We start from the raw sequence: 22,975 nt of genomic DNA, 5'->3' as shown, positions 1-22,975 counted from the left end.
AACCGCTTTAGTTAAAGATGCAACTACTTTCATTACAATCTCTAATATTTTTCTTGGAATGCTAAAAGCGCACCTACATGCCGAAAAATGCTACTACGTGGAGTATCCTTCCAGCAGATGCAAAGGAAAAAGATGAGTCCCAAATTAAACCGGCAATCCAGAGTTAGCGACATCGCCAAAGCGCTTGGCGTCTCGCCTACTGCCGTCTCGTTTGCCCTGAACGACAAACCGGGAATATCCACGAAAACCCGCGAGCGCATCCTCGCAGCAATAGCAGAAATCAACTGGTCACCCCATTACGCCGCCAGGGCCCTGTCGGACGGGCGCACTTCCACAATTGGACTCGTTATAGCCCGCTCCCCCAAAGCGGTCGGATCAGAAGCATTCTTCATGCAATTCATGACCGGTATGCAGGCGAAACTGTCCCAACGGGGCTACGGCCTCCTATTTCAGGTAGCGACTTCTTTGGAACGCGAATGCGCTATCTACGAGCAGTGGGCCGATCAACACCGTGTCGATGCGGTAGCGGTAGTTGACCTACACCGCGACGATCCCCGCCCTCGGCTATTGAAGGAGTTGGGACTCAAAGCGGTCATTGCTGGCGAAAAGAGCTCCCTGCTCCCTTCGGTGTATATCGACGACAAGGTTGTAATGGAGCAGATGCTGACTCATCTAGAAGAGCGCGGCCATAAACATGTCACCTACGTAGCCGGCAATAAGCAGTTGCGCCACGTATCCCAGCGCGCGCAAGTTGCTTTAAAGCGGCGGGGGCCGAAGGTCGAGGTCGAATACACCGACTACACAGCCGAGCAGGCCGCGGCAGCGGTGCGCAAGCAGCTAACTGGGACAGGCCCTACCGCCTACGTTTTCGACAATGAAGCGCTGACGATTGCAGGGGTGCAGACGCTCCGGGAAGCGGGAGCACAAATCGGGCGTGACGTGGCGGTCGCTTCCCTGGAAGACTCGCTCACATGCGAGGCTATGTCGCCACCCATTACCGCTATCCACCGCGATACCTACCGGTTCGGGGAAGCGGTGGCAGATACCCTTCTAGCAGGCGAGGAGACGGAGCCTTTCGATCTTTCTCCTCGCCTGATAGAACGTGATTCCACTAAGACCGTTTTCGACTAGAGCGCACCAAGAGCCCCACCCCAACGCTTGCCAGGCCTACGCCGGCGAGGCTACCGGGAACACCGGCATTAGCTAACCGCTCGTGTCCCTTTGCAACCTTTACCGGCTTGGCTACATCTTTCTGGCCCGCAGCAGTGCGGTGCCTCTTAGGGGAATCCGGTACGGGTTCTGGCTGTTCGGAAGTAGGCGGTACTGATGGTTCTGTAGATGGTTCCTGCGGTTGTGCTGGGCCAGACTGATCCAGATCGGGTTTCAATGTCTTGATCACGGCCTTCGCATACAGGAATTCGCTAGGCGCTATCCGCTTCAAATCGGCCTCGGAATAAGTCATTCCGTCGCGATCAATTGCATACGCGAAAACGCCACCCTTGCGACCACCTTCCGGATTCCATTTGGCCATCTTTACCGCATTCGACTGCTCTACAGGACCCACCGTGTCATACCAGCGGTTGTACAAGTCGCCCTCTTCAGGACTGGTATACCCAGGCAGGAACTGGCAAGACGAGATGTAGGGGGCATACGAATCCCAGGATCTGGAGATGGAATCTATAGAACGCCCATAAGTTTGCAAGAACAAGTAGTCAATATAAGGAGCAACCTGCGAAACGTAAGCCCCCTCGGCGCCTCGATTCGTGTCGTAAATAAGGAGCTTGTCAGGGCCAAGTTCGGCGCGCAGAGCCTTGAAAGCCTTCCCCAGAATTACCTGCTCCTGTTGGCTGAGTGTCGTTTCCATATCTATGTCAAAGCCGTCGATGCCAGTGTCGGTTACAAATTCCCGCACAATTTCGGCGCCAGCCTGCCGGTACTCCGCTTCTGAAGAATCTGCCGTAAGTCCGTACTTGTAGATCTGATCAACACCCACAGAGCGGATGATCTTCATGCCCCGCTCGTGCAGCCGAGGCACGTATTCGTTCTTCACCTGGTTCCAAAATGGGCGCTGATCTACCCCGGACGCTGGATTCACATAGTGGAAGAGCGAAACAATATCGACTCCCTTGGGAAGATCAGTCATGGAGATGACGTTCGGGTCCGGCAAATCCGAGTTGGCATTAGAGGGCATTGCCTTGTCCCGCCACGTACGGTAGTAGGCCATAAACACTGGCGCCGGACAATTCTGCTGCGCCCCCACCGGGCGAGGTGCTTCGGCGCCGTAAGCGCCAGCGGGAACGAGACTGGCCCCCACAGCAAGAACGCAGGCTAGGGCTAATTTGTTTGCAATTTTCATTGTTACCTGTTTCTGGGCGCACCATTGCGCCACAACGTTTACTAAACCGGTTAAGTAAATCTATCTAATTTTCCTTTTCAGTACGGCTATTTTGGAGCGACACTTCGTCTGCTGGCGAAAACCTCTTCCGTCACCAAGCGAGATGCCCATCACAGATGAAAGACTGGGCACATGAGCGAAATTCCAAACATCAAACTAAACGACGGCAATTTGATCCCCCAACTAGGATTCGGCGTTTTCAAAGTGGACGAAAACGACGCAGAGCGCGTAGTCTCCGAAGCTTTAGAAGCCGGCTACCGCCACATTGATACCGCGAAGATCTACGGCAACGAAGAGGGCGTAGGACGCGCCATCGAGAAGTCTGGCATCGACCGCTCCGAACTATTCATCACTACCAAGCTGTGGAACGACGATCAGAAGAATCCAAAGGACGCACTGGATGCGTCGCTGGAACGCCTAGGCCTTGACTATGTAGACCTCTACCTAATCCACTGGCCATGTGAAAAGCAGGGCGCCTATGTAGATGCTTGGGAGGAACTAGGCAAGCAGCGGGAAGCGGGCCTTGTAAAGTCCATCGGCGTGTGCAACTTCCTGCCCAAGCACCTGGACAACCTACTCAGCCCCGGTGGGGAGCCAATTGTCCCGGTGGTAAACCAGATCGAACTGCACCCCACCTACCAGCAGCGCGAAGTAACCGAGTACTGCCGTTCCCGCGGGATCGAGATTGAGGCGTGGGGCCCACTCGGACAGGGCAAGTACGATCTGTTCAACGAAGAGCCCATCGCCCAGGCCGCCAAGGCCCACGGCAAGACTCCTGCCCAGGTGGTGCTGCGTTGGCACATTCAGGAAGGCAACATCATCTTCCCGAAGACCTCTCATAAAGAACGCATGGTCGAAAACATGGACATCTTCGATTTCGAGCTGACCGACGAAGAATTTTTGAAGATCCACGACCTGGAACGTGGTAACCGCGTTGCCGCTCATCCCGACGAAGTCGATGTTGACTAATTCGAGGTGGTTCCTGGCGCTAAGGCTGACGGTGTTCGCCGCCCTCATTGTGGTGAGCATCGTCAGGCTTTGCCGCGGCTCCACTTTTAGTTCTTGGGTACTACTTATAGCAGGCATAATATTCGAGCTGATAGCACTGGCAGATTTGGCTAAATTAGGCCGAAAAGAGCGCAAAGATACAAAACCGTAGAAGTCGTTAAGAACACGCTAGCTGAGCTACCGCTTACCCAAAATCCATTTGTATACTTGTTAGGGCTCAACTGAGGCCCCATAGTGACGATCTATTGGAGGACAGTTGAGTCAAATAGGATTCGACCGTAGCAAGTACATTTCTCTACAATCTCAGCACATTGCCAAGAGGCGCAATGAAATTGGGGGCAAGCTGTACCTGGAAATGGGCGGCAAGCTCTTTGACGACATGCATGCGTCGCGAGTGCTTCCAGGGTTTACGCCTGACAACAAGATTGCCATGCTTGAGCAGCTCAAAGACGACCTGGAGATTCTGGTCGTTATCAACGCCAAAGACGTGGCCCGCGGCAAAGTGCGAGCGGATCTAAACATCCCTTATGAAGAGGACGTGCTGCGCCTGATCGACGTGTTCCGCGAACGCGGCTTCCTAGCCGAAAACGTGGTAATGACGCAGATGGAGGACGACAACAAACCTGCTCATGCATTCAAGCAGCGTCTAGAAAAGCTGGGGTTGAAGGTAGCCCGCCACCGCACAATCAAGGGTTACCCGGCCGACATCGCCCACGTTGTTTCGGATGAAGGTCTTGGCAAGAACGACTTTGTGCAGACTTCAAGGGATTTGGTAATCGTCACTGCTCCAGGTCCCGGATCCGGGAAAATGGCTACCTGCCTATCTCAGATCTTCCATGAATACAAGCGCGGCACCAAGGCAGGATACGCGAAGTTTGAAACCTTCCCCATTTGGAATATTCCTCTAGATCACCCGGTCAACCTGGCTTACGAGGCCGCTACCGCCGACCTCGACGACGTGAACATGATTGACCCCTATCACCTGCAGGCTTACGGCAAGCAGGCAGTAAATTACAACCGCGATGTGGAAGTTTACCCGCTCCTGCACCAGTTGCTTACCCAGCTGACGGGGGAATGCCCATACCAGTCCCCCACCGACATGGGAGTCAATATGGCAGGCAACTGCATTAGCGACGACGAGGTATGCCGCTATGCTGCAAAACAAGAGGTAATCCGGCGCTACTACAAGGCGCTAGTAGCCGAGCGCAGGGAAGAGCGCGAACCACTTGAGTCCAAGCGCATTGCGATCGTCATGTCCAAGCTCGGCATTGGCAAATCCGATCGGCCAGTAGTGCCTCCAGCCGTGGAATTGGCAGCCAAAACTGGCGCTCCGGCCTCGGCATTAGAACTGCACGACGGAACCATCGTCACCGGCAAGACCTCTGCCTTGCTAGGGTGCTCCGCGGCTATGCTGCTGAACGCACTCAAGCTGCTGGCAGGCATTGACAAGTCAGTAGACCTGCTTGCTCCCTCCTCTATTACTCCTATCCAGACGCTGAAGACCGAGCACCTAGGCTCGCGCAACCCCCGCCTACACACAGACGAGGTGCTCATCGCCCTTTCCGTGTCAGCGGCTTCTGATCCCAATGCTGCTGCAGCACTGGGAAAGCTGAAGGAACTGCGCGGCTGTCAGGTTCACACCACCACCATTTTGGGGACGGTCGACGAAGGTATCTTCCGCAACTTGGATATTCAGGTGACCTCCGAACCTGAATACCAGAAGAAGGCGCTTTACCAGAAGCGATAAGGCATGAAAAGATGCGGGAGTCCTACGGGGCTCCCGCACCTTTTGGTTAATATTTCAGCTCAGGTGAAGAACTTTTGCCTCGGCCTCGCTGACCCATCCCTCAAGTGAACAAAGCTGCTTGAAGTAGCGGGCCACTCCCGGCGTATCGGCAAATGCCCCATGGATCGAGGAAGCAAACGGGCCCATCGTCGCGACCATCTCTAAAGTCGTGAACAACCTAATGTCGCTTCCCCGCACCTCTTCACCGGTCAGATACGTGTTCTCTTGCAACCTCAGATCGATCTTTTGCAGATACGACACGATCGATTCTTTAGCCGCAGCTACCTCGTCTGGATCCTCAGAATGGTTGATCGGATAGGCTTTGCTGTTTACCTTCTGGTGAATTTCCTGGTCGAGGTCGGCTAGCTGATCCCGCATCGAGGCGGGGTATAGGTCTGGTGCGCCCTCTTTGTGGAACTGCTTCCACTGGGTTGCCAGGTCAATAAGTAGGTCGGCAGACTCATTGGCAACGATCTTGGACGTTGTTAGGTCTACAAGCGCCGGCACCGTGGTTGAATCGCCGGGATTCCAATCCTGTTGGCGCCGGTAGAGTTCACGGGCCGTGCGCACCCGTAATGTTTCGTCGAAGCCACACCCCGAATCAAAAATAAAGCCGTCGGCGCCAGTGCCAACAGACTCCGAGATGGCGATCGCATCTGTCAGGCCCAAAATACGCCGAGCTATTGCTACCCGGCGACACCATGGGCAGGTGGGCGAAACTACTAGGTGGTAGCGGCCCGCTTCAGGGATTAGTTCTTCACCGAAACGCAAAGATTGAATCATTGTTCCTCCTTGCCCCGATTAAAACAGATGCGAGGCAAGGAGGAGGCAACCTACGAAAGTTTACTTAGCAGCTTCCACGCGGCGGGCATGATAGCTGCGGCGATTATGCACTTGACCGTGTCCCCGATTAGGAAGGGGGTGACGCCAAGATTGATTGCCTCGGCAAAAGACAGCGGCTTCCCGAGGGCGGCCAGCACCATGGCCATGTATGGCACACCGATGGTGTAAGGAATGACGGCCGCTGCGGCAAAGGCTCCGAGCGTCTTGCCGAAGCTCCGATCCCAGCGTCGTTCGGCCATACGACCGCTAACCCAGGCGGAACCGATGAAGGCGATGATATATCCGAAGGACGGCTTCATGAAGGAGGCCGGACCGCCAGTCATGCCGGCGAACCAGGGCACACCTGCCACACCAATCAGTAGATAGAACGTGATGGACAAAGCTCCCCGGCGGGCTCCCAGTGCAGCTCCAACGAGCAGCACAGCAAGTGTTTGTGCCGTAATAGGTACCGGCCACATGGGTACGGATAGTTGTGCCGACAGGCCCACTACCGCGGCGCCTAGAAGAGCCAGGGCGCAGTCTGCGACCCAGCTCTTTCTTGCCGATAGATAGTCAACTAGTACGGTTGGTTTCACAGCTACAGTTTTCATCGTTTTTCCTCACTGCTAGTTACTTGCAAAATTGCGGTGGCATAGGCGGTTGGACCATCGTGGCTTATTGAAATTAGCCAGGTCATTTCTTCGATGGCACAGCAAAGCGATTGCGCTATAGCTCTTTCAAGTTGCCTACTTAGGCGCACATAGGGGCGCCGCCACCGGTCATTCAAAATTTCTATTTGCGGCCATATCTCGGCCGTATCGGCGAGAACGGGGGCGCATCCAAGGAGCGCCGTCGACCACGCTTTTACTACTGCCTCTTTAGCTGCCCAGCGGGCTGCATAAGAGGCAGTTTCCAGCTGCGCTCGCACCTGGGGCGCGAATGCTGCTGAACGTTTAGTCACCACTGCGTGTTCGGCAGCGGAGAATGCTCCTGGTAGGGAGCCGGGCTCGCTCAGCTGCGACGCGAAGGAATCAATATCCACCACGTCGCAGCCGAGCCCCACCACATGGGTCATTACAGGTATTTTCCGTTCAGCTTGAGTCGCGCTGTCGGGTCTAGCAGCAAAGCTGCTTCGGCCTCGTGATCTACCTGTTCGTCGCCGCTGAAACGCCTTGCCACAGGAGCGGCAAACAGCCTTGCCTGCCCACGCATGTTGCGCTGCAGTGCAGACTCACCGGCGGCGAGTCGCTCGTTGGCGCGCTCCAGCCACAAGGCGGCGGCTTGCGCCCCCTGCTCGCTGGTGAGGCGTTCGTAGAACGCACCAGGATGGGCAATAACCACCAGAGCGGATACGTGTCCAAAGCCAAGCGAGGTGAGTACCCCAGCCTTGATGGGCCGGCCAAGGGCCAACGGTTCCCGCAGCCAGACGAGTTCTTCCCACTGGCGCATTACCGGATCGATGCAGTCCAGAGACTGGTTTGCCGGAATTATGCCAGAAGCTATGATTTGGGTAAGACCGACGGCCTGGAACAGTGCAGCCCCTCCCTTCGCGTGCCCAGTCAGTGACTTCTGAGATACCACGTAGAGCGGGTTACCAGCCGAACGCCCCAGAGCCTTAGCGAGCCGCGAGTGCAGTTCCGCCTCGTTCGGGTCGTTCGCGTTTGTGGAGGTGTCGTGCTTAGACACGATCGCAATGTCGTCCTCGGACAAGCCAAGCTTAGAAAGGACGTTAGCCAAGTGGCCTTCGGTTCCTCCGCGGCCAGCGGCGAGCGCGCCCAATCCCGGAGCCGGGATAGAGGTGTGTGCGCCGTCGGCAAACGACCTGGCGTAGGCAAGGACGCCCAGTACTGGCAAGCCCATCTTCGCTGCTACGGAACCGCGAGCAAGGAGTAGCGTGCCACCACCGGCAGCTTCCACAAAACCGCCACGGCGACGGTCGCCCGCCCTCGAGAAGAACCTGGGAGCAATCCCCTTGTCGGCCATCTCCTGCGAGTTGGCGGTCGCATTCATGTCGCCGAAGCCCGTTAGGGATTCAACCGAGATGTCGTCTATACCGCCTGCGATAACGAAGTCGGCCTTGCCGAGGGCGATCTTGTCCACCGCTTCTTCTACCGAAACAGCCGCAGTAGCACACGCCCCTACCGGATGGATCATGGAACCATAACCGCCCACGTAAGACTGCATCGTGTGAGCCGCCACCACGTTTGGCAGTGCTTCCTGCAGGATATCCTGTGGCCTCTCTGCGCCTAGGTAGCGCGAGAGGAAGACCTCACGCAGGGATTCCATACCGCCAATACCAGTGCCCTGAGTCGAAGCGACGTCGGCGGGGTGGACGACATTCAGCAGTTCCTCGGGCGTAAAGCCAGCAGAGGTGAACGCGTCGATGGCGGTAACCAGGTTCCACACGGCAATGCGATCCAGGGCTTCCACCATTCCCGCAGGAATTCCCCAGCGGGAAGGATCGAATCCTTCAGGCAGCTGCCCGCCAACCGTACGCGTAAGAGGCACGAAGGTAGGCACGAGGACCTTAGAACCGGCAGACTTGCGCACCTGCCACTTGCCATCGAAGAAGACCTCCGTATGGGACGGGTCGGCCTGCTTGTAGGCGTCCGCCACCTGCCTAGAATCAACCGCAAAGGTGACCGGGTTCGGCAAGAACATGGTAGTCACGTCGTTAGAGCCGCCCTCGCGAAGAATGGAATCATTCGCAAACGGACGGATGCCACAGCGGGCCACGACCTCGGCCGCGAAACGCTCGTGGATCTGCTCTTCTTGCACCAGTTCGTCATCCTGGTCGTACCAGCCGTATGCGGGAGCATCCTTCCAGGTGAGCAGGCCCATCATCCATGCCAGCTCGATGACTGCGTTAGTCGAGAGGTTGGCGGGCTCAATGCCTCGCTCAGCTTCTAGACGGGTGCGTGCAGAACCCCAGGCGCCGACTTCGCCGGCGCCGACGATGACGACCATATCGTCCAGAGAGGTCTCTACCTTTTCCCACTCGGTTACTGCCTGGCGCGGCAAACGCGGGCTCGGCAGAGCAGGGATGGTCACCGCAGCGGCCTCCGGCTCCGGAGCAGACGAGACTCGTTCCACCTGAGCGGCCAGTTCCGGCAAAGATACCTTGGCATCTGCCAGGCCGCCCGTAAGATCTGCATCTACGGGGGCCTGTTCGGCCTGCGCACGCACCTGCGCCCCTGCTAGGCGAACCAGTTCGTCAGCAATTTCGGCAGTGTCGTATACATGGATGCCAGCCTTCTCGGCAGCGGGGACGATTGCGTCGTTGCCACCCATCAGGTTGGTGCCCTTCACCCACCCAATTCGGGGGTGAGCCAACGTGATGCGATCGGGCCAACCAGTTTCCACCTTCCACTTGTTGCAGATGGCGTCCAAAGCGGCCTTGGCCTCGCCGTACATACCGTCACCACCGAAGGTACCCCGGTTCGGCGAACCGGGCAGAACCACGTGCACCTTATGCCCAATGGCAGTGTCGGCGCCCAGCTGAGCCAGTTCGAAAATCGTAGCTTCCACGCTGGTGACCAGAAGCCTGAATTCATTCAATCCCTTGCGAGGATCTTCGCCCAGGCGACCGAGCACGGACGGAGCAGCAAACGGGAAGGCCAGTGTTGGCAGGAGTGCTGGCTTAGTGACGGTGGTCTTGCCGCCTACGGATTCTCGGCGTTCGCTGCCAACCCACTGCACAAGAGCGGTCACGTCGCGCAGACATGCCATGTTCGCGGGGACGAGCCACAGTGCAGCTTCACCTCGAGCGTGTTCGCGGTATAGTTCCTTGGCCCACTTCAGACGGGCATCGCTGACTCGCGAAGCCGTCATCACGACCGTTGCGCCCCCATGTAGCAGACGCGCTACTACCTGGGCCGCAATGGCCTTCGGCGCTGCCCCCGTAACGAGGGCGACGTCCTGGGCAAATTCGAAGTTAGCAGTGCGTTCCGCCCGCTCGGCTACCGCTTCAAAGAACTCAGGTGTTTTGGAATGACGAGCATACCAACGGGCCTGCGCAGCGATGGTAGCGCCGGCGCCGTCCCAGCGATCGTCTGCATCGCGCTGTTCGCCTCGCTCAATTGCTGCTGCGGCTCGTGCTAAATCTTCGCGGTACAGCGCCCATCGATCATCCAGTAGGACCGCCTTATTGGCGTCAAAGGCGGGTCGAACGAACTTCTGCCAGTCGGTGCCCAACTCGGCTTCTACCGCGCCAAGTAGCTCGGTATCGCTGGTGGGAACTAAGGCAGTTGCCGCAGTTGTACCGAGCTGGTCCAGCACGCTCTTTGCGAGCGAAGCCAAAATACCGTCAGCACCCAGCACGTCCTCGCGCAGCGCATTCAGCTCGGCGGAGTCTACTACCCCGCCTCCGCCGGCGCCGCCAGCCGTAGCCGGAGCAACAGTGACGCCCTCGGCAGCAGCCACCAGCTGCACCGCAGCATCGATGACTTCATCTGCCTGTGCCTTAGAGGAAACCGTCGCCGCCAAACTAGACAGGGAACCACCGCGGACGGAGTCGCCCTCCCTAGTTCCTAAGACAAGCGCCTCGATAACCTTCGGCTCCCAGCCTGCAGGTAGCGCCCAGTAGCTGGACAGGCGAGTGCCCACGTAATCCACGTCGAGGCCGGCGCCCCCTAGAAGGGCACGCAGCTTTGCAGCCACGATGTCAGAGAGGACAGGCCCGAATGGCGCGTAGGAGGACGCCAGGGTACGTACCTTCTGCCGCAGCGTCTTCACGTCTGCTTCTTCTGCCCCATCCACGCCAGGAAGCGACAGTTCCGCAGCGATATCCATGAGCAGCTGATTTCGCTTCGAGGAGATGCCGTTGGTCAGAGTTTCTACCGTGTCAGCATCCTCAACCTGATCCAGGTTGAGCTTGTTCGAATAGGCCAACAGGAACGTGATGCCATCGCCGGCGTCAAAGGAGAGCTCCGGTGCGGCAGCTGCTCCAGCAGGAGCTGGCGCGGGGCTCGAGGGCGCAGCAGGCTCAGCGACGGGCGCTGCCTCTGGGCTCTTCGTTTCAACGGGTGCCTTGGCAGGGGCAGCCGGCACGGCCGGAGCCACCGAAGACACGGTGTCTTTCTGGTATACCCGCTGCGCGTCGCGTTCCACGTTCAAGATGTCGACATGCCTGTCAGACAGTGCCGGCAGCTTCAGAGTCTTATCCGCAAGGTTCGCTAGTGTCGGGGAAGAGGAAAGACCCACCTCGACATACTGCTGTACGCCAAGGCCTCCATCCTCGGGCGCAGAAAGCAGCAGCTGCTGGGTCTCGATCCAGCGGACAGGAGAAGCAAACTGCCACGCCAACAGTTCAATAAGAAGTGTGCGGGCGGCGGCATTGGAGTCAGTGAAACCGTCAGAAAGCAGCTGAGCTACGGCCTCGGAAGGCACTACTTCCAGGATCTCCTTGGCAAAGTCTTCGGTCACTTCGAAGGGGCGAGCCACCAGGTTCGGAATGTACCGCCCTACCAGCTTCTCAACGTCAATGACCTGCGGAATTGCGTCGTCTAGCTTCTGCCGGAACTCATTTACCCCGGGGCGCAGCACCGAAGAATGGAACGGAACGTCAATACCGGGGATCAGCATGAACGGCGGCTTTCCACCCCATGCCTTCGCCCTTGCAGTGGCATCTTCTTCCAAAGCTGCGAGCCCTGCCAGGGTGCCTGCGACGGCGTACTGCGCACCAGCCAGGTTGTAGTTCACGATTTCAAGGAACTGCCCGCTCTTCTTCGCAACCGAAGCCACGTAGTCGCGGATGCCCTCGTCAGTGACACCAAACTGGTTCGGGCGCAATGCGCCCATTGCGTAGTTAGACCGCCCCTGCGAATCGCGCTCCACCAGGTGATGCATTGCAGAACCACGCTGGTAAACAATCTCGATTACCTTCTCGAGCGGGAAAATATCCGCACAGGCAGCAAGCGCGTTGTATTCGCCTAGCGAGTGACCAGCATACTTAGCCCCCTCGAGGAATACGCCCTCTTCCTTGAGCCGCTCAGTCTGCGCGTATGCCAAAGTGGCAAGGGCAACCTGGGTGAACTGAGTCAGGTTCATGACCCCACGCGGGTGGCGATAAGTTTCGCCAGCTACCTTCAGTTCAGTCGGATTCTCCTGGGCAATAGTCAGAATCGAGAAGCCGAGCCTGGTGCGAGTGAAACGATCCGCCCGCTGCCATACCTGCCGGGCACTCTTCGACTGCAACCGATCGTCCTGGCCCATCCCCTGCTTCTGAATACCCTGACCTGGGTAAACATAGGCGGTAACCGGAGCCTTAGTGACAGCGGTACCTCGAGAGACGAGCTCGTCACCAATCTTGCAAGTGGCTTCCAAAATCAGGCCGCCGGAACGGACCCGGCCAACGCGCTCAACCGAGATAGAGATCTGGTCGTTCAAATTGACCATGCCGAACATCTCGTAGGTCCACGAAGTGATCGTGTGCCCAGCCTGCTTATCCAGTTCTGCCTCGATGACGTGCTGGGAAGTAGCCGACAGCCACATGCCGTGCACGAGCGGAGCCTTCAGCCCAGCCATCCGCGCTGCGGAATAAGAAGTATGAATCGGGTTGAAGTCGCCAGAAACATTAGCAAACGGGGTCATCTCGGCAGGAGCCTGTACCTGCACGCGCCGCAGCAGCAGGCGCGGGGTATCGTCCACCTCAGTGTCGTATGGCAGCGGAGCCGGGCTTGCCGGATCCGAAGTGGAGACTCGCCCTCTGATGGCAAAGCGTTCGATGAGCTGAGCAAATTCTTTATCACCATCGAAGAGGGACACTTCCACGCGGACCAGACGACCGGAAGAAGATTCCTCTACCGCTGCACACCGGCCTACTGTGTGAACGCGCTTGCCAAATGGCACCTCTGCCTTCAAGCGAACCGTGTGGTCTAGGTGAACTGCGTTAATGAGGCCCTCAATAACCGGGTAATCACCGTAGGTTGCAGTACCCAGCGCGCCGTAAATAGTGGGCCAGCAAGGACCAACCAGTGCGTCCGGCACCCAGGGGGCCAGCTCGCCCTCAAGCGCGGCACCGGTAACCGCACTATGGGCAGCGCCCAGGTTCTGGCCAAGCAGGAATTCATCGCGTACTTCGCCAAAGCCCGCTCCAGCAACGATCTGCGGCATCTGCTCAATTGCTTCGCCGGAGGTAGCGATAGAACCAACGCCCGCAGCCCCAGCCAGCAGCTTGAAGGCGGTAGTAGACATGCGTTCCATGTCCACGACCGGGTAACCGCCACGAGCGCAGCTCTCCGGCAGCGACAGGGGCAGTTCGAGGGCGGGCACCGCGTAAGGCGGATTGTCCATGCCGTCCCAGATGCTATCGCAGGCAATAACCAGGGTCAGGCCGTCCTCGTCTTCCCGCAGGGAACACTGGGATGGAGAGTGCCGGAACGGGTTTTCTACCAAGTTGCCGTTCCATTCGAGCAGCGGAGTTGCGGCCAGGAACGCGCGCACGTCAGCTGCTTCAGCCAGACGTGCGTAGATGGGGCGGGCTTGGCCCTCAATCTGTGAAAGCACGCCCTGTTCGTAGCGGGCAAACATGTCTGCAATCGGTTCGTCGATGCGATCGATTGCGCCCACAGACAGCGGGCCGGGGATGATGCGGACGGCGTCGGCAGAGAAGCGCTCGTCGTGGGACTGCCAAAGAGTGTCCCTCCCCCACCAGCGGGCGATCTGGGTGTCGATCACCGGCACGAAAGGCATCGGCTTGACGTACTTGCGGCACAGATCAATAAACCATGCCGCATCTGTAGCGATGACCTTGATGTCGCGTGCCGACGGATATGCTGCCAGAAGCTTTTCGAGGGCGGCAGGCCCGTCCTCGATGTCTTCTAGATTCGGGAATAGGGTTTCGACTTCGCCGTGATCGGCTTCGGTTAGGCGAGCCTCGATGTGCCGGAACAGGTCCCAGACGCGGTCATTCCAGGTGGGGTCTGCCCAGGGGTAGCACAATTCGATAGTGCGGCTTGCCCACTGCGCATAGGTCATCTTTTCCAAATCCCCGAAGTAGGGCTTGGCGGTCTTGTTGATCGCTTCGATTACCTCATCGCGCCGCTTTTCGAGTTCGACGGCGTCGGTGCCAATCTGGTGAATTAGACGCGATGCCTTAGCAGAGGAGTTTTCAATCTCGTACATGTCCGCGTCCAGGTGGGACAGCCCGGAGGTGATGCCGCCGCGTTCCTCGCCGCGACCAATCCACCCTTCAGAAATACCGGGGGTGTCTTTCAGCAATTGCTTCACAGCGGCCGAGGTCGTAGCTTCCTTCACGGTCATGGCTGCGGTACCAACCATCACGGCATCCACTGGCATCGGCGGACGGCCGTAGGCCAGAGACCACTTGCCGCAAATGTATTCAGCGGCCTTCTCCGGGGTGCCGATGCCTCCGCCGACGGCTAGCACTACGCGCCCTGCCTTGCGGATGTCATGGTAGGTAGCGAGCAGCAGTTCGTCTAGGGACTGCCAGGAGTGGTGTCCGCCGGCAGCTCCGTCCTCGACCTGCATGATGATGTCGCGCTCCGGCGCGGCCTTCGCAATGGCGAGCACCTGGCGGATTTGTTCCACGGTACCAGGCTTGAAGCAGACGTAAGAGAAGCCTTCTGCGCCTAGAGTTTCGAGTAGCTTGGTTGCTTCTTCGACTTCCGGAATACCCGCCGAGATAGTTACGCCGTTGACTGCGGCTCCGTTCGCGCGGGCTTTCGGGACAATCCGCTGAACCCCAAACTGGAGGTTCCACATGTAGCGGTCGAAGAACATGGAGTTGAATTGTGCGGCGCGGCCGGGCTGAAGCAAAGCAGAGAGCTTGTTCAAGTTGCTTTCTAGCACTTCTGGCGAATACTGGCCGCCACCAGCAAGTTCCGCCCAGTAACCGCCGTTCGCGGCTGCGGCAACAATTCCGGCATCGACCGTGGTGGGGGTCATTGCCGGAAGCATGATTGGGCTGTAGCCGGTCAGGCGAGTGAACTTAGTCGAAACGCTCACTTTGCCGTCCGGAAGCTGGTTCAGCCTCGGGGCGAAATCGGTGTAATCGAGCGGGGCGGGCACGACGAAGCCAGGCGTGTCTAGATCCTGGCGGGCGCTCTCCTCGCCGGCGTCTACTACTCCACTGCCGGAACCGGCCAGAAGAGGGGCGGTGATTTGCGCGAGGACGGGGCCGGGGCCAACGTTGATGAACCACTTTGCACCCTGGTTGTGGGCCTCTTCAAGGACTTGCGGCCACTTGGTGGGCGCGACCAGAATGGCATGTGCCAGACGACGGGCGAAGTCGGTGTCAATGCCGCACTTGGCCGCCCATTCGCTTACTTCTTCGACCGCTTCTACAAGGAGTTTATTGTGGAATGGGACGGCCACTTCGAGCTGATCCACCTGTAGATTGATCAGGTTGCCGCCGCTGCGGTGCTGGGTAATGGAGGCATTGAATTCCTCTACCTTGTTTTCCAGCCGGGCCAGAGCTACTTCCAGGTCACGAGGACGCCCCGAAAGCACGCATGCCTTGTCACCGTTGTAGACGGCAAGCGAGACCGAGTCGGTGCATACTTCCTCGACAAAACGCAGGTCTACCCCTCGCAGGGACATCATGGGGGTGGTATCGGCTGTCCCAAGAGCCCCCTTCAGAGCAGTGGCTCGGGCAGCAGCGGTGCCAACGAGCAGGGACAGTGCCAACACGTCGACTACTTCTTCCTGCTTGCCGGCGGCGTATGCGCGGGCGAGCTCGGCACCCAACACGCCCTGGGAGTGGCCGAGAAAGGCAAGCGGTGCCTTCTCGCGCAATGCCAGCGAAGATTGTGCCAGCGCGACTACCGCACCGTACTGGGTCAAAGTGATGCCGGGTACCGAAAGGGGGGCGTCAATGTACTTCTTGTCCGCGCTAACACCCTCGCCCCCAAAGAGAGCTTCCAGACGGTCTAGCGCACCCGGAGCAGCCGTTGCAATCTGCAATGCAAGAGGCGAAACCTTTTCCTTCGCCTTCTGCCAAGAAGCGCCCACTTCCTTCGCAATGGAAGAGCTGTGCAACAGGGCAGATAGCTGAGGTCCCCACGCACTTCCCTGACCGCCGAAAATTAGGGCGTAGGGTGCGTTCAAATCTTCAAAAAACGATTTCATTTACAATCCATTCCTATGCCCTACAGGGGCGCGTTGTCGTGATACTTAGAGGTCTGATACGACCGGGCTTTCCGCTCTAGTACGGACAGGGAGCGGATAATTGTGGATCTTGTGTTCTTGGGGTTGATTAGGGAATCTAACTCTCCCTTTTCCAACGACAGATTCGGTCCGATTGCCTCGCGCTGGTACTGCTCCTGGTAGAGGCGCCGCTGCTCAGCAACGTCTATTCCCTCTTGTCCGGCAGCGCGCAGCTGCTTGCGGAAAATGATGTCTACCGCGCCCTCGGATCCCATCACCGCAATCTCGGTTTGCGGCCATGAGAAATTGAAGTCAGCGCCTAACGACTTGGACCCCATGACGATGTAGGCTCCCCCGTAAGCTTTCCGCAAAATGACCGTTACCAGTGGGACAGTTGCCGTAGCGTAGGCGGTGATTAGCTTTGCGCCACGCCTAATGATGCCGGCCCGTTCCTGCTCGGTACCGGGACGGTACCCCGGAACGTCAACCAACGTAACTACCGGCAGGCCGAAGGCATCACAAAAACGCACGAAACGAGCGGCTTTCTCGGACGCATTCACGTCCAATGTGCCCGCGTCAAAGGCCGGCTGATTTGCCACTATGCCAACCGAACGGCCATCAAAGCAGGCGAATCCCACCACTATGGAACGGCCAAATAGTTCCTGTATTTCCACAAATTCGCCGTAGTCAGCCAACGCCTCGATGACTTCGATAATGTCGTAGGGCTGCTTCGCCGAGGACGGCACCAAGTCTCCGACGCGGGCTGCTAGTGCCTCGCCCTCAAGATCAGGCTCATAGTCATACCTAGGGACCTCTTCTTCACAGTGCAACGGCAAATAGGTGAAGACAGAACGGGCGAATTGCAACGCATCCTCTTCGTCCTCAGCGAGGTAGTGGGCCACCCCAGAAACGGTGTTATGCAAGTCGCCCCCACCTAAATCCTCTGAAGAGACGTCCTCGCCAGTGACCGCTCGCACAACCTTCGGACCAGTAACAAACATATAGGAAGACCGCTTCGTCATAATGATGAAGTCGGTAAGGGCAGGCCCATAAACAGCGCCGCCAGCACACGGCCCCAAAATCACCGAAATCTGGGGCACAATCCCAGAGGCTTCAGAAATCTTTTTAAAAATGTTGCCGTACTGCGCCAGGGCCGCAACGCCCTCCTGAATGCGCGCACCACCAGAATCCAGCAGCGCGAACACGGGGATGCGAAGGCGCAACGCCTCATCAATAAGATGACAAATCTTGCGCCCTTCAACCTCGCCCAGCGTACCTCCCTTCACGGAAAAGTCCTGCGAATACACCGCGACGGGACGCCCGCTAATCTGACCAAACCCAGTGATCACGGCACACCCCAAGTAGGAGGCATCAATATTGCCGCCCGCAAAGGTGTGAATCTCTTGGAAACTCCCCTCGTCTACCAGCTGATTGATGCGCTCGCGGGCAGTTCCCCGCCCCTTCGCATGCTGGCGCTCGCGGGCACGCTCCTCAGCCTTATCCGTCAGCTGTTCGACGCGCTTGGCAACCTTGTTGCGATCGATATCAACGGTGGGGTTCATTCTTCCTCTCCCACTCTTACGATGACCTGTCCGGAAGCCACGGTGTCCCCCTGGCTGACCAAGCACCGCGCGATCCCAGCCGCCGGCGCGTACAGGTATTTCTCCATTTTCATTGCTTCAATGACAGCTACCAGGTCGCCCTCTTCGACCTTCTGGCCGTCCTCTACCGCCACCCTGACAACGGTGGCCTGCATTGGTGAAACGACCGCACCCGAGTCATCGCTGGTAGTTGCCACCGCAGTGGTCTTGCGTGCTCCGCGCAGCGGCTGGCGAGGGCGCACTGGCCCTGCCGGGCCGGCGGATCCAAAGACCGCGAGCGCTTTTTCGTCGAGGACGACGCTGTGGCGCCGCCCGTCAATTTCGAGGGCCATCTTTACCGGCGCCACTGTCTTTGCATCGCTTGCTTTGAAGGGCTCCAGCCCCAAAGAATCGACTACGTGGTTCTCGTCGAACCACGAGGTGTAGTGGTGTACGTTCGCAAATATTGCGGAACTGAGTACCTTTTCGAATACCGGTTTAGAGGTGGGTACCCCTTCAACGCGGGTCTCGGCGAGGGCTCGGAGCAGACGCGCGATCGCCTGGTCGCGGGTGGGCGCATGGACGGTAATTTTGCCGATGAGCGAATCGAAGTTTTGGCCAATTACCGAACCTGGCTCTAGGAATGAGTCGATACGAACACCGGCGCCTCCTGGCCAGGAAAGCGAATGCACTCGCCCAGTTGCGGGGGCCAGGTCTGCTCCCGGGTCTTCCGCGGTAATGCGAATTTCGATTGCGTGACCGCGCACGGCAGGAACTTCGCTTAGGGTTTCGTGGCGGGCGATCCGAATCTGCTCGGCCACTAAATCGAGCCCGGTGACTTCTTCGGATACCGTGTGCTCTACCTGCAACCTGGGGTTGACTTCCAGGAAATAGGCCTGTCCGTCGCAGACCAGGAATTCGCACGTCCCCACCCCGACGTAGCCGGCCTGTTCAAACAGTCGCTTCGACCAGTCGGTGAGGTTCTGTTCGATTCCTTCCGGTAGCAAGGGCGCGGGGGCCTCTTCAACCAGCTTCTGATTTCGGCGCTGTACCGAGCAGTCGCGGGTGGAAACTACGGCGAAGTTTCCTTCTACGTCCCGCATGCACTGTGTCTCGACGTGGCGGGCGTGCTCGCAAATCTTTTCTAAGAAAGTAAGTTCCAGTGCTTCTGGGGAACTGACCGAGTAGTAATCGGTTAGATCTTTCCGGGACCGGATGCGGATAATTCCGCGCCCACCACCGCCGTCGGCTCGCTTGAGCAGCACCGGATACCCGATCTGTTCGGCTAGGGCGGCCGCTTCGGCCTCGGTGCGCACGGGGCCTGCCGAACCTGGAATTGTGGGCACATTGGCATCTTTCGCTAGTGCACGCGCATCAATCTTATCGCCGAGGGCGTGGATTACCTCCGCTTTCGGCCCGATCCAGGTGATGCCCGCTTCCGCGACTTTGCGTGCAAACTCAGCGTTCTCGGAAAGGAACCCGTAGCCGGGGTGAATAGCGTCAGCACCGGATTTGCGAGCTACCTCAAGGACGGCGTCGTGGTTTAAGTAGGTGTCTCCTGCGCGGAGTCCGCCCAGGGCATATGCTTCGTCAGCTTCTCTGACAGCAAGGGTATTGATGTCTTCATCCGCGTAACAGGCCACTGATTTCAGGCCCATTTCCCTGACCGTGCGAACCACTCTGAGGGCGATTTCACCGCGGTTGGCAATAAGGATCTTCTCTAATTTTTTCATTTCAGGCCCTTTACGATCTCGGCATCACCGCAGGTAATGAGCTTTTCCTTGCCCTGGTCTTCTACCAGCACCAAGGCGCCAGAATCGGTAATGTCCGTTGCAATAGCAGGGGCAATCAATCCTGCCGGGGTGTGTACTTGGATGCGCACGCCAAACAGGGCACGCTGGCGGTATAGGGCGGCCGCTTCTGGGCCAGGTTTTACGGTAGTAAAGATCTTCTTCAGACTCTCGCTCAGTGTTCGCGCCATTTCCTCGACGCTGGGAGGGGCAATGACCTGGGAAAGAGAAGCCGTGGGCCGATCAACGTCGGGGGCCTGCGTAAGGTTCAGTCCGACGCCCACTACGAACTGTCCGGGCCCGTGCAGCTCAGTAAGAATGCCGCATACCTTCCCACCGTCTAGCAGCAGATCGTTCGGCCACTTCAGTGTTGGCCTCACACCGTACTGCCAGATCGCTTCCTGGGTAGCAATACCGGCAAGCAGCGTAACCCAGCCGTATTCGTCCACACTGTATTCGGGAAGATGAAGGTACGTAGACGCGTAAAGACCGCGGTCCCTGCCGGACACCCAAGTCCGTCCCATGCGCCCACGACCAGCAGTCTGAGAATGGGCAACCAACATTTCAAACGGTTCTGCGCCCTCGTCAATGCGCTCCGCCATCACATCTTGCGTGGAGCCTACCTCAGACAGAAAAGTAATCTTGGAGCTCAATGCTTCTTCCTTCCGGTGTCTTATCGCTAGACATTCTTCGGAAGGAAGCTGCTTCACTCAAATACCATTCGGTATCTGTGGTCCATCATTACCGCTGCCCATGGCTGGTTTGCGGCAGTTTTAAGCTGTTTTGTACGACCTAGTGGCCCTCGGTAGCGGCATAAATTAAAGTCAGCAACATGTTGATCACATCAGCCGCTGGCTCCGTGTGCACTAGCGGTTCACCTTTCAACGCAGTGCGCATGGCCCCAATGTTGGCAGCGCGAAGCGCCACCCCAACAACCGCATGCGCTAGCGGAATAGCGTCGACGACCAAATGCCGGTGGGTAGCTTTGGCAATAGTCTGCAACACGGCTGCAATCTTCTGGATGAACTCGGCATTTATGTAGGCCAGGCGCATCCCCCACTTCGGGTCGCGTACCGAACGGTTCAGCAATTCGGAATGCAGCACGTAAAAATCACGATCAAGCTGTAGTACCTGCAAAACCTCGTCGAGCAACTTCTCCATAGTTGCCTCACTGGGATCCTGCTGCCGCCAGCCTTCCACGGTCTCGGTAAGCCCATCTATGAGGCGGGCGTATTCGTCCTCGGCAAGGGCTTCGAACAGTTCATCTTTAGTGGAGAAATTCGAATAAAAGGCACCCCTGGTAAAGCCTGCCTTGGAGCAGATCTTCTCGAGTGAACACCCTTCTATGCCCTGGGAAACTACTATCTGCCTTGTGGCATCGATCAGTTTGTTCGCAGTCTCAAACTCTGATGCCACTTTTACTCCCAGTAAGTAGACGAAATTCTCTGGTTAAAAATATTAGCCAACGTGGGGTTTGCAGCCGTAAGCATATGTTCGCATGCCGGACCGCCTTGCCCGTCGCTCACGAGGGCACCCGCTTCCTTACAGATCAAGCTGCCCGCCGCTAGATCCCACGGTTGCAACGTTTCTTCGTAGAAAATGTCTACCGCGCCGGAGGCAAGGGCGCACAGGTCGAGGGCGGCGCTCCCCCTTCTGTAGACATCTGCGACATCTGCGGTCACCGTCGCAAGAAACTTGCCTTGCCTGGCCCTCACCTGCGCATCGTAAGCGAACCCGGTAGCCACCAGAGCCAGGTCTAGATCCTGCAGGGAGGAGACATGAATTGGGGTGTCACCCAAGTAGGCTCCCGCGCCGGCGCCAGCATGGTACAGCCTGCCCGTACCGATCTCGGCTACCACTCCTACTACGGGCACCCAGGTAGTCGGATCTACGGAACCGTACACGCAAGAAATAGATACTGCCGCGGGGGCGACTTCGCGAATGAAATTCACAGTGCCATCGATCGGATCTATGATCCAGAACAGGCCCGTATTGCCGCCTTCGATCCCCGCTTCCTCGCCCATGAGGCCGTCATCGGGACGGACCTGCTTGAGGCGCTGCCTAATTAGGGATTCGACCTCGCGATCGACCTGGGTTACCGGATCCACCGGCGAAGACTTGGTCTGGGCAAGAACATTCTTGCCCTCACTTGCGCGTTTTGCTGCCAACTGGGCGGCCTGAATAGCAACGTCTTTGGCGTGCGCCCACAGCCCGTCCCTGGTAGCTTCCGAAATTGGCAACGAATAGGATTCCATGTGTTAAGGTTCCCACATCAAAAACATTTTTTTGCGCAAAATGCGGCTTAGTCACAAATAATCTGCCGGAGTTGATCTACCCGCAGCTGCCCTGGAGCGGAAGCATTTCCAGCTGCAGCGAAGGTGGCACAATTGCCGAAATCGGGCCCGGCCAGCCTAGATAGCTGCCCCACCTTCCCCATGGCAATACCTATAAGGGGCCTATTTATTTCGGCGGCTGTTAGGCGGAGCGCTTCTAGGACGGTAAGCACGTCCTTTCCACCATGTGGCATGAGTGCAACCTTGCACACGTCGGCGCCCAGCTCGCTGGCGTCCGCAAATTTTTCGCAGATCTTTTCTACCGAGGGCGTAGCCGCAAAATCGTGGAACGAGCCCACTACCTTGCACCCCACTTCGTGCGCGCGTTGCACCAGGGTGGCCGCCGCGGGATGGTCTACTTGTACATCGATGGCCTCAGGACTTTGCGCTAGCAAGCGGGTGACTGTTTCTTCGTAAAGGGCGTCGGGGCATTTGCCGCCCTCGGATTCAGAACGCACGGTGGCCAAAATTGGGCGCCTGCCGCGCACTGCTTGCAGCAGTTCCTCCCATTCGGTGGGGGCCAGGTCGGCGCGCACCTCTACAATGTCGCATTCTGATTCGAGTGCTAGGCGCACGTCCTCGGCAGATGCCACAGCCACGATAATTTTGGCTCGCCCACTGCCCAACGCGACGTCTGCCAGGTAAACTTCCCTCACCATTCCCCCTATATTGCATTGCGATAACCTGAGTTTATGCGCTTTGGAAAAAATCCTGCGCTCTGGCACGTGTGGAGCCTGAAAAATATCGCGCTAGTGGCAACTGGCGGTTTTTTCGGAACACTAGCCAGGGCACTCTTTGACCTGTTGGAACAGAACCTTCCCCTAGATTGGCTAGTGGTTCCCTGGTCGACAGCCATTGTCAATGTACTTGGGGCTTTTCTGCTCGGCTTTATTGCCGGGCGGGCAGCTCGTGCCCGCGAGAACCGCATCTCCAGTGTCTTCGACAAGTACTATTTGCTGTTCGGCACTGGGTTCATGGGATCTTTCACTACCTTTTCTTCTTTCGCCCTTGCCATGTCCAATTCCGCGCAAGGGCCATCACTGTCTGCAATTGTTGAGGGCGGGGCCATAATTTCGCTGGGACTGGCTGCGGCGATCTCCGGCCTTCTTTGTGGGCAGATCGGTTTGTCCTGGTTGATCAGGGTAAGGGATTAG

The 22,975-nt window shown here is 57.9% G+C and carries 15 protein-coding genes; 4 read left to right on the top strand and 11 right to left on the bottom strand.

All coding sequences use genetic code 11. The features are described from left to right. Positions 1–132: 132 nt before the first annotated feature. Positions 133–1,131 carry a LacI family DNA-binding transcriptional regulator gene (locus QP400_RS04885; RefSeq protein WP_160309218.1) on the top strand — a complete coding sequence of 333 codons (999 nt, stop codon included), beginning with the start codon at positions 133–135 and terminating at the stop codon, positions 1,129–1,131. Here QP400_RS04885 and QP400_RS04880 read toward each other — a convergent pair. After that, positions 1,112–2,356 carry an EndoS/ChiA family endoglycosidase gene (locus QP400_RS04880; RefSeq protein WP_004807648.1) on the bottom strand — a complete coding sequence of 415 codons (1,245 nt, stop codon included), beginning with the start codon at positions 2,354–2,356 and terminating at the stop codon, positions 1,112–1,114. The genes QP400_RS04885 and QP400_RS04880 overlap by 20 nt on opposite strands. Positions 2,357–2,527: 171 nt before the next feature. Here QP400_RS04880 and QP400_RS04875 point away from each other — a divergent pair, with 171 nt between their 5' ends. Beyond that, positions 2,528–3,364 (top strand): aldo/keto reductase, encoded by an 837-nt coding sequence (locus tag QP400_RS04875; protein ID WP_004807646.1) that lies wholly within the window; start codon positions 2,528–2,530, stop codon positions 3,362–3,364. A gap of 295 nt (positions 3,365–3,659) precedes the next feature. Then, entirely contained in the window at positions 3,660–5,150 is a 1,491-nt protein-coding gene (locus QP400_RS04870) for a DUF1846 domain-containing protein (protein WP_004807644.1), read from the top strand. Positions 5,151–5,204: 54 nt separating this feature from the next. Here the strand turns inward: QP400_RS04870 and QP400_RS04865 are convergent, their stop codons facing one another. From QP400_RS04865 to aroD, 10 genes are all read right to left on the bottom strand, one after another. Then, complete coding sequence (locus QP400_RS04865) at positions 5,205–5,972, bottom strand: glutathione binding-like protein (RefSeq protein WP_004807642.1); 768 nt, start codon at positions 5,970–5,972, stop codon at positions 5,205–5,207. 50 nt (positions 5,973–6,022) lie between these two features. Then, on the bottom strand, positions 6,023–6,622 hold the full coding sequence (locus QP400_RS04860) for a biotin transporter BioY (protein ID WP_004807641.1): 600 nt from the start codon (positions 6,620–6,622) through the stop codon (positions 6,023–6,025). Continuing rightward, positions 6,619–7,086: a holo-ACP synthase gene (locus QP400_RS04855; RefSeq protein ID WP_004807639.1), complete on the bottom strand. Its 468-nt coding sequence runs from the start codon at positions 7,084–7,086 to the stop codon at positions 6,619–6,621. The genes QP400_RS04860 and QP400_RS04855 overlap by 4 nt, the downstream gene beginning before the upstream one ends. Next, positions 7,086–16,100, bottom strand: a complete 9,015-nt coding sequence (locus tag QP400_RS04850) for a type I polyketide synthase (RefSeq protein ID WP_048706857.1) — start codon at positions 16,098–16,100, stop codon at positions 7,086–7,088. Before QP400_RS04850 ends, QP400_RS04855 begins: the two co-directional genes overlap by 1 nt. A 20-nt stretch (positions 16,101–16,120) precedes the next feature. Continuing rightward, complete coding sequence (locus QP400_RS04845; RefSeq protein WP_004807632.1) at positions 16,121–17,680, bottom strand: acyl-CoA carboxylase subunit beta; 1,560 nt, start codon at positions 17,678–17,680, stop codon at positions 16,121–16,123. Further along, complete coding sequence (locus QP400_RS04840) at positions 17,677–19,431, bottom strand: acetyl/propionyl/methylcrotonyl-CoA carboxylase subunit alpha (protein ID WP_004807630.1); 1,755 nt, start codon at positions 19,429–19,431, stop codon at positions 17,677–17,679. Before QP400_RS04840 ends, QP400_RS04845 begins: the two co-directional genes overlap by 4 nt. After that, positions 19,428–20,198, bottom strand: coding sequence for a biotin--[acetyl-CoA-carboxylase] ligase (locus tag QP400_RS04835; RefSeq protein WP_146002920.1), 771 nt, complete (start codon positions 20,196–20,198; stop codon positions 19,428–19,430). The genes QP400_RS04840 and QP400_RS04835 overlap by 4 nt, the downstream gene beginning before the upstream one ends. An 82-nt stretch (positions 20,199–20,280) precedes the next feature. Further along, the gene (locus QP400_RS04830; RefSeq protein ID WP_004807627.1) at positions 20,281–20,904 is read right to left on the bottom strand and encodes a TetR/AcrR family transcriptional regulator; all 624 of its coding nucleotides are present in this window, start codon (positions 20,902–20,904) and stop codon (positions 20,281–20,283) included. A 2-nt stretch (positions 20,905–20,906) separates the two neighbouring features. Next, positions 20,907–21,743, bottom strand: a complete 837-nt coding sequence (locus tag QP400_RS04825; RefSeq protein ID WP_004807625.1) for an inositol monophosphatase family protein — start codon at positions 21,741–21,743, stop codon at positions 20,907–20,909. A gap of 47 nt (positions 21,744–21,790) precedes the next feature. Further along, entirely contained in the window at positions 21,791–22,480 is a 690-nt protein-coding gene (gene aroD / locus QP400_RS04820) for a type I 3-dehydroquinate dehydratase (RefSeq protein WP_048706855.1), read from the bottom strand. 33 nt (positions 22,481–22,513) lie between these two features. Here aroD and QP400_RS04815 point away from each other — a divergent pair, with 33 nt between their 5' ends. Continuing rightward, positions 22,514–22,975: a fluoride efflux transporter FluC gene (locus QP400_RS04815; RefSeq protein ID WP_004807622.1), complete on the top strand. Its 462-nt coding sequence runs from the start codon at positions 22,514–22,516 to the stop codon at positions 22,973–22,975.

The organism is Winkia sp. UMB3158 (assembly GCF_030217145.1).
GTDB classification, from domain to species: domain Bacteria; phylum Actinomycetota; class Actinomycetes; order Actinomycetales; family Actinomycetaceae; genus Winkia; species Winkia anitrata.
The sequence above is the reverse complement of the archived record's forward strand: the minus strand, read 5'-3'. Positions and strand labels throughout refer to the sequence as shown.

Excerpts from the sequence above, each read along its gene's own strand:
- QP400_RS04885 (WP_160309218.1), top strand. The coding sequence starts at position 133 with ATGAGTCCCAAATTAAACCGGCAATCCAGAGTTAGCGACATCGCCAAA.
- QP400_RS04880 (WP_004807648.1), bottom strand. The coding sequence starts at position 2,356 with ATGAAAATTGCAAACAAATTAGCCCTAGCCTGCGTTCTTGCTGTGGGG.
- QP400_RS04875 (WP_004807646.1), top strand. The coding sequence starts at position 2,528 with ATGAGCGAAATTCCAAACATCAAACTAAACGACGGCAATTTGATCCCC.
- QP400_RS04865 (WP_004807642.1), bottom strand. The coding sequence starts at position 5,972 with ATGATTCAATCTTTGCGTTTCGGTGAAGAACTAATCCCTGAAGCGGGC.
- QP400_RS04860 (WP_004807641.1), bottom strand. The coding sequence starts at position 6,622 with ATGAAAACTGTAGCTGTGAAACCAACCGTACTAGTTGACTATCTATCG.
- QP400_RS04855 (WP_004807639.1), bottom strand. The coding sequence starts at position 7,086 with ATGACCCATGTGGTGGGGCTCGGCTGCGACGTGGTGGATATTGATTCC.
- QP400_RS04850 (WP_048706857.1), bottom strand. The coding sequence starts at position 16,100 with ATGAAATCGTTTTTTGAAGATTTGAACGCACCCTACGCCCTAATTTTC.
- QP400_RS04845 (WP_004807632.1), bottom strand. The coding sequence starts at position 17,680 with ATGAACCCCACCGTTGATATCGATCGCAACAAGGTTGCCAAGCGCGTC.
- QP400_RS04840 (WP_004807630.1), bottom strand. The coding sequence starts at position 19,431 with ATGAAAAAATTAGAGAAGATCCTTATTGCCAACCGCGGTGAAATCGCC.
- QP400_RS04825 (WP_004807625.1), bottom strand. The coding sequence starts at position 21,743 with ATGGAATCCTATTCGTTGCCAATTTCGGAAGCTACCAGGGACGGGCTG.
- aroD (WP_048706855.1), bottom strand. The coding sequence starts at position 22,480 with ATGGTGAGGGAAGTTTACCTGGCAGACGTCGCGTTGGGCAGTGGGCGA.
- QP400_RS04815 (WP_004807622.1), top strand. The coding sequence starts at position 22,514 with ATGCGCTTTGGAAAAAATCCTGCGCTCTGGCACGTGTGGAGCCTGAAA.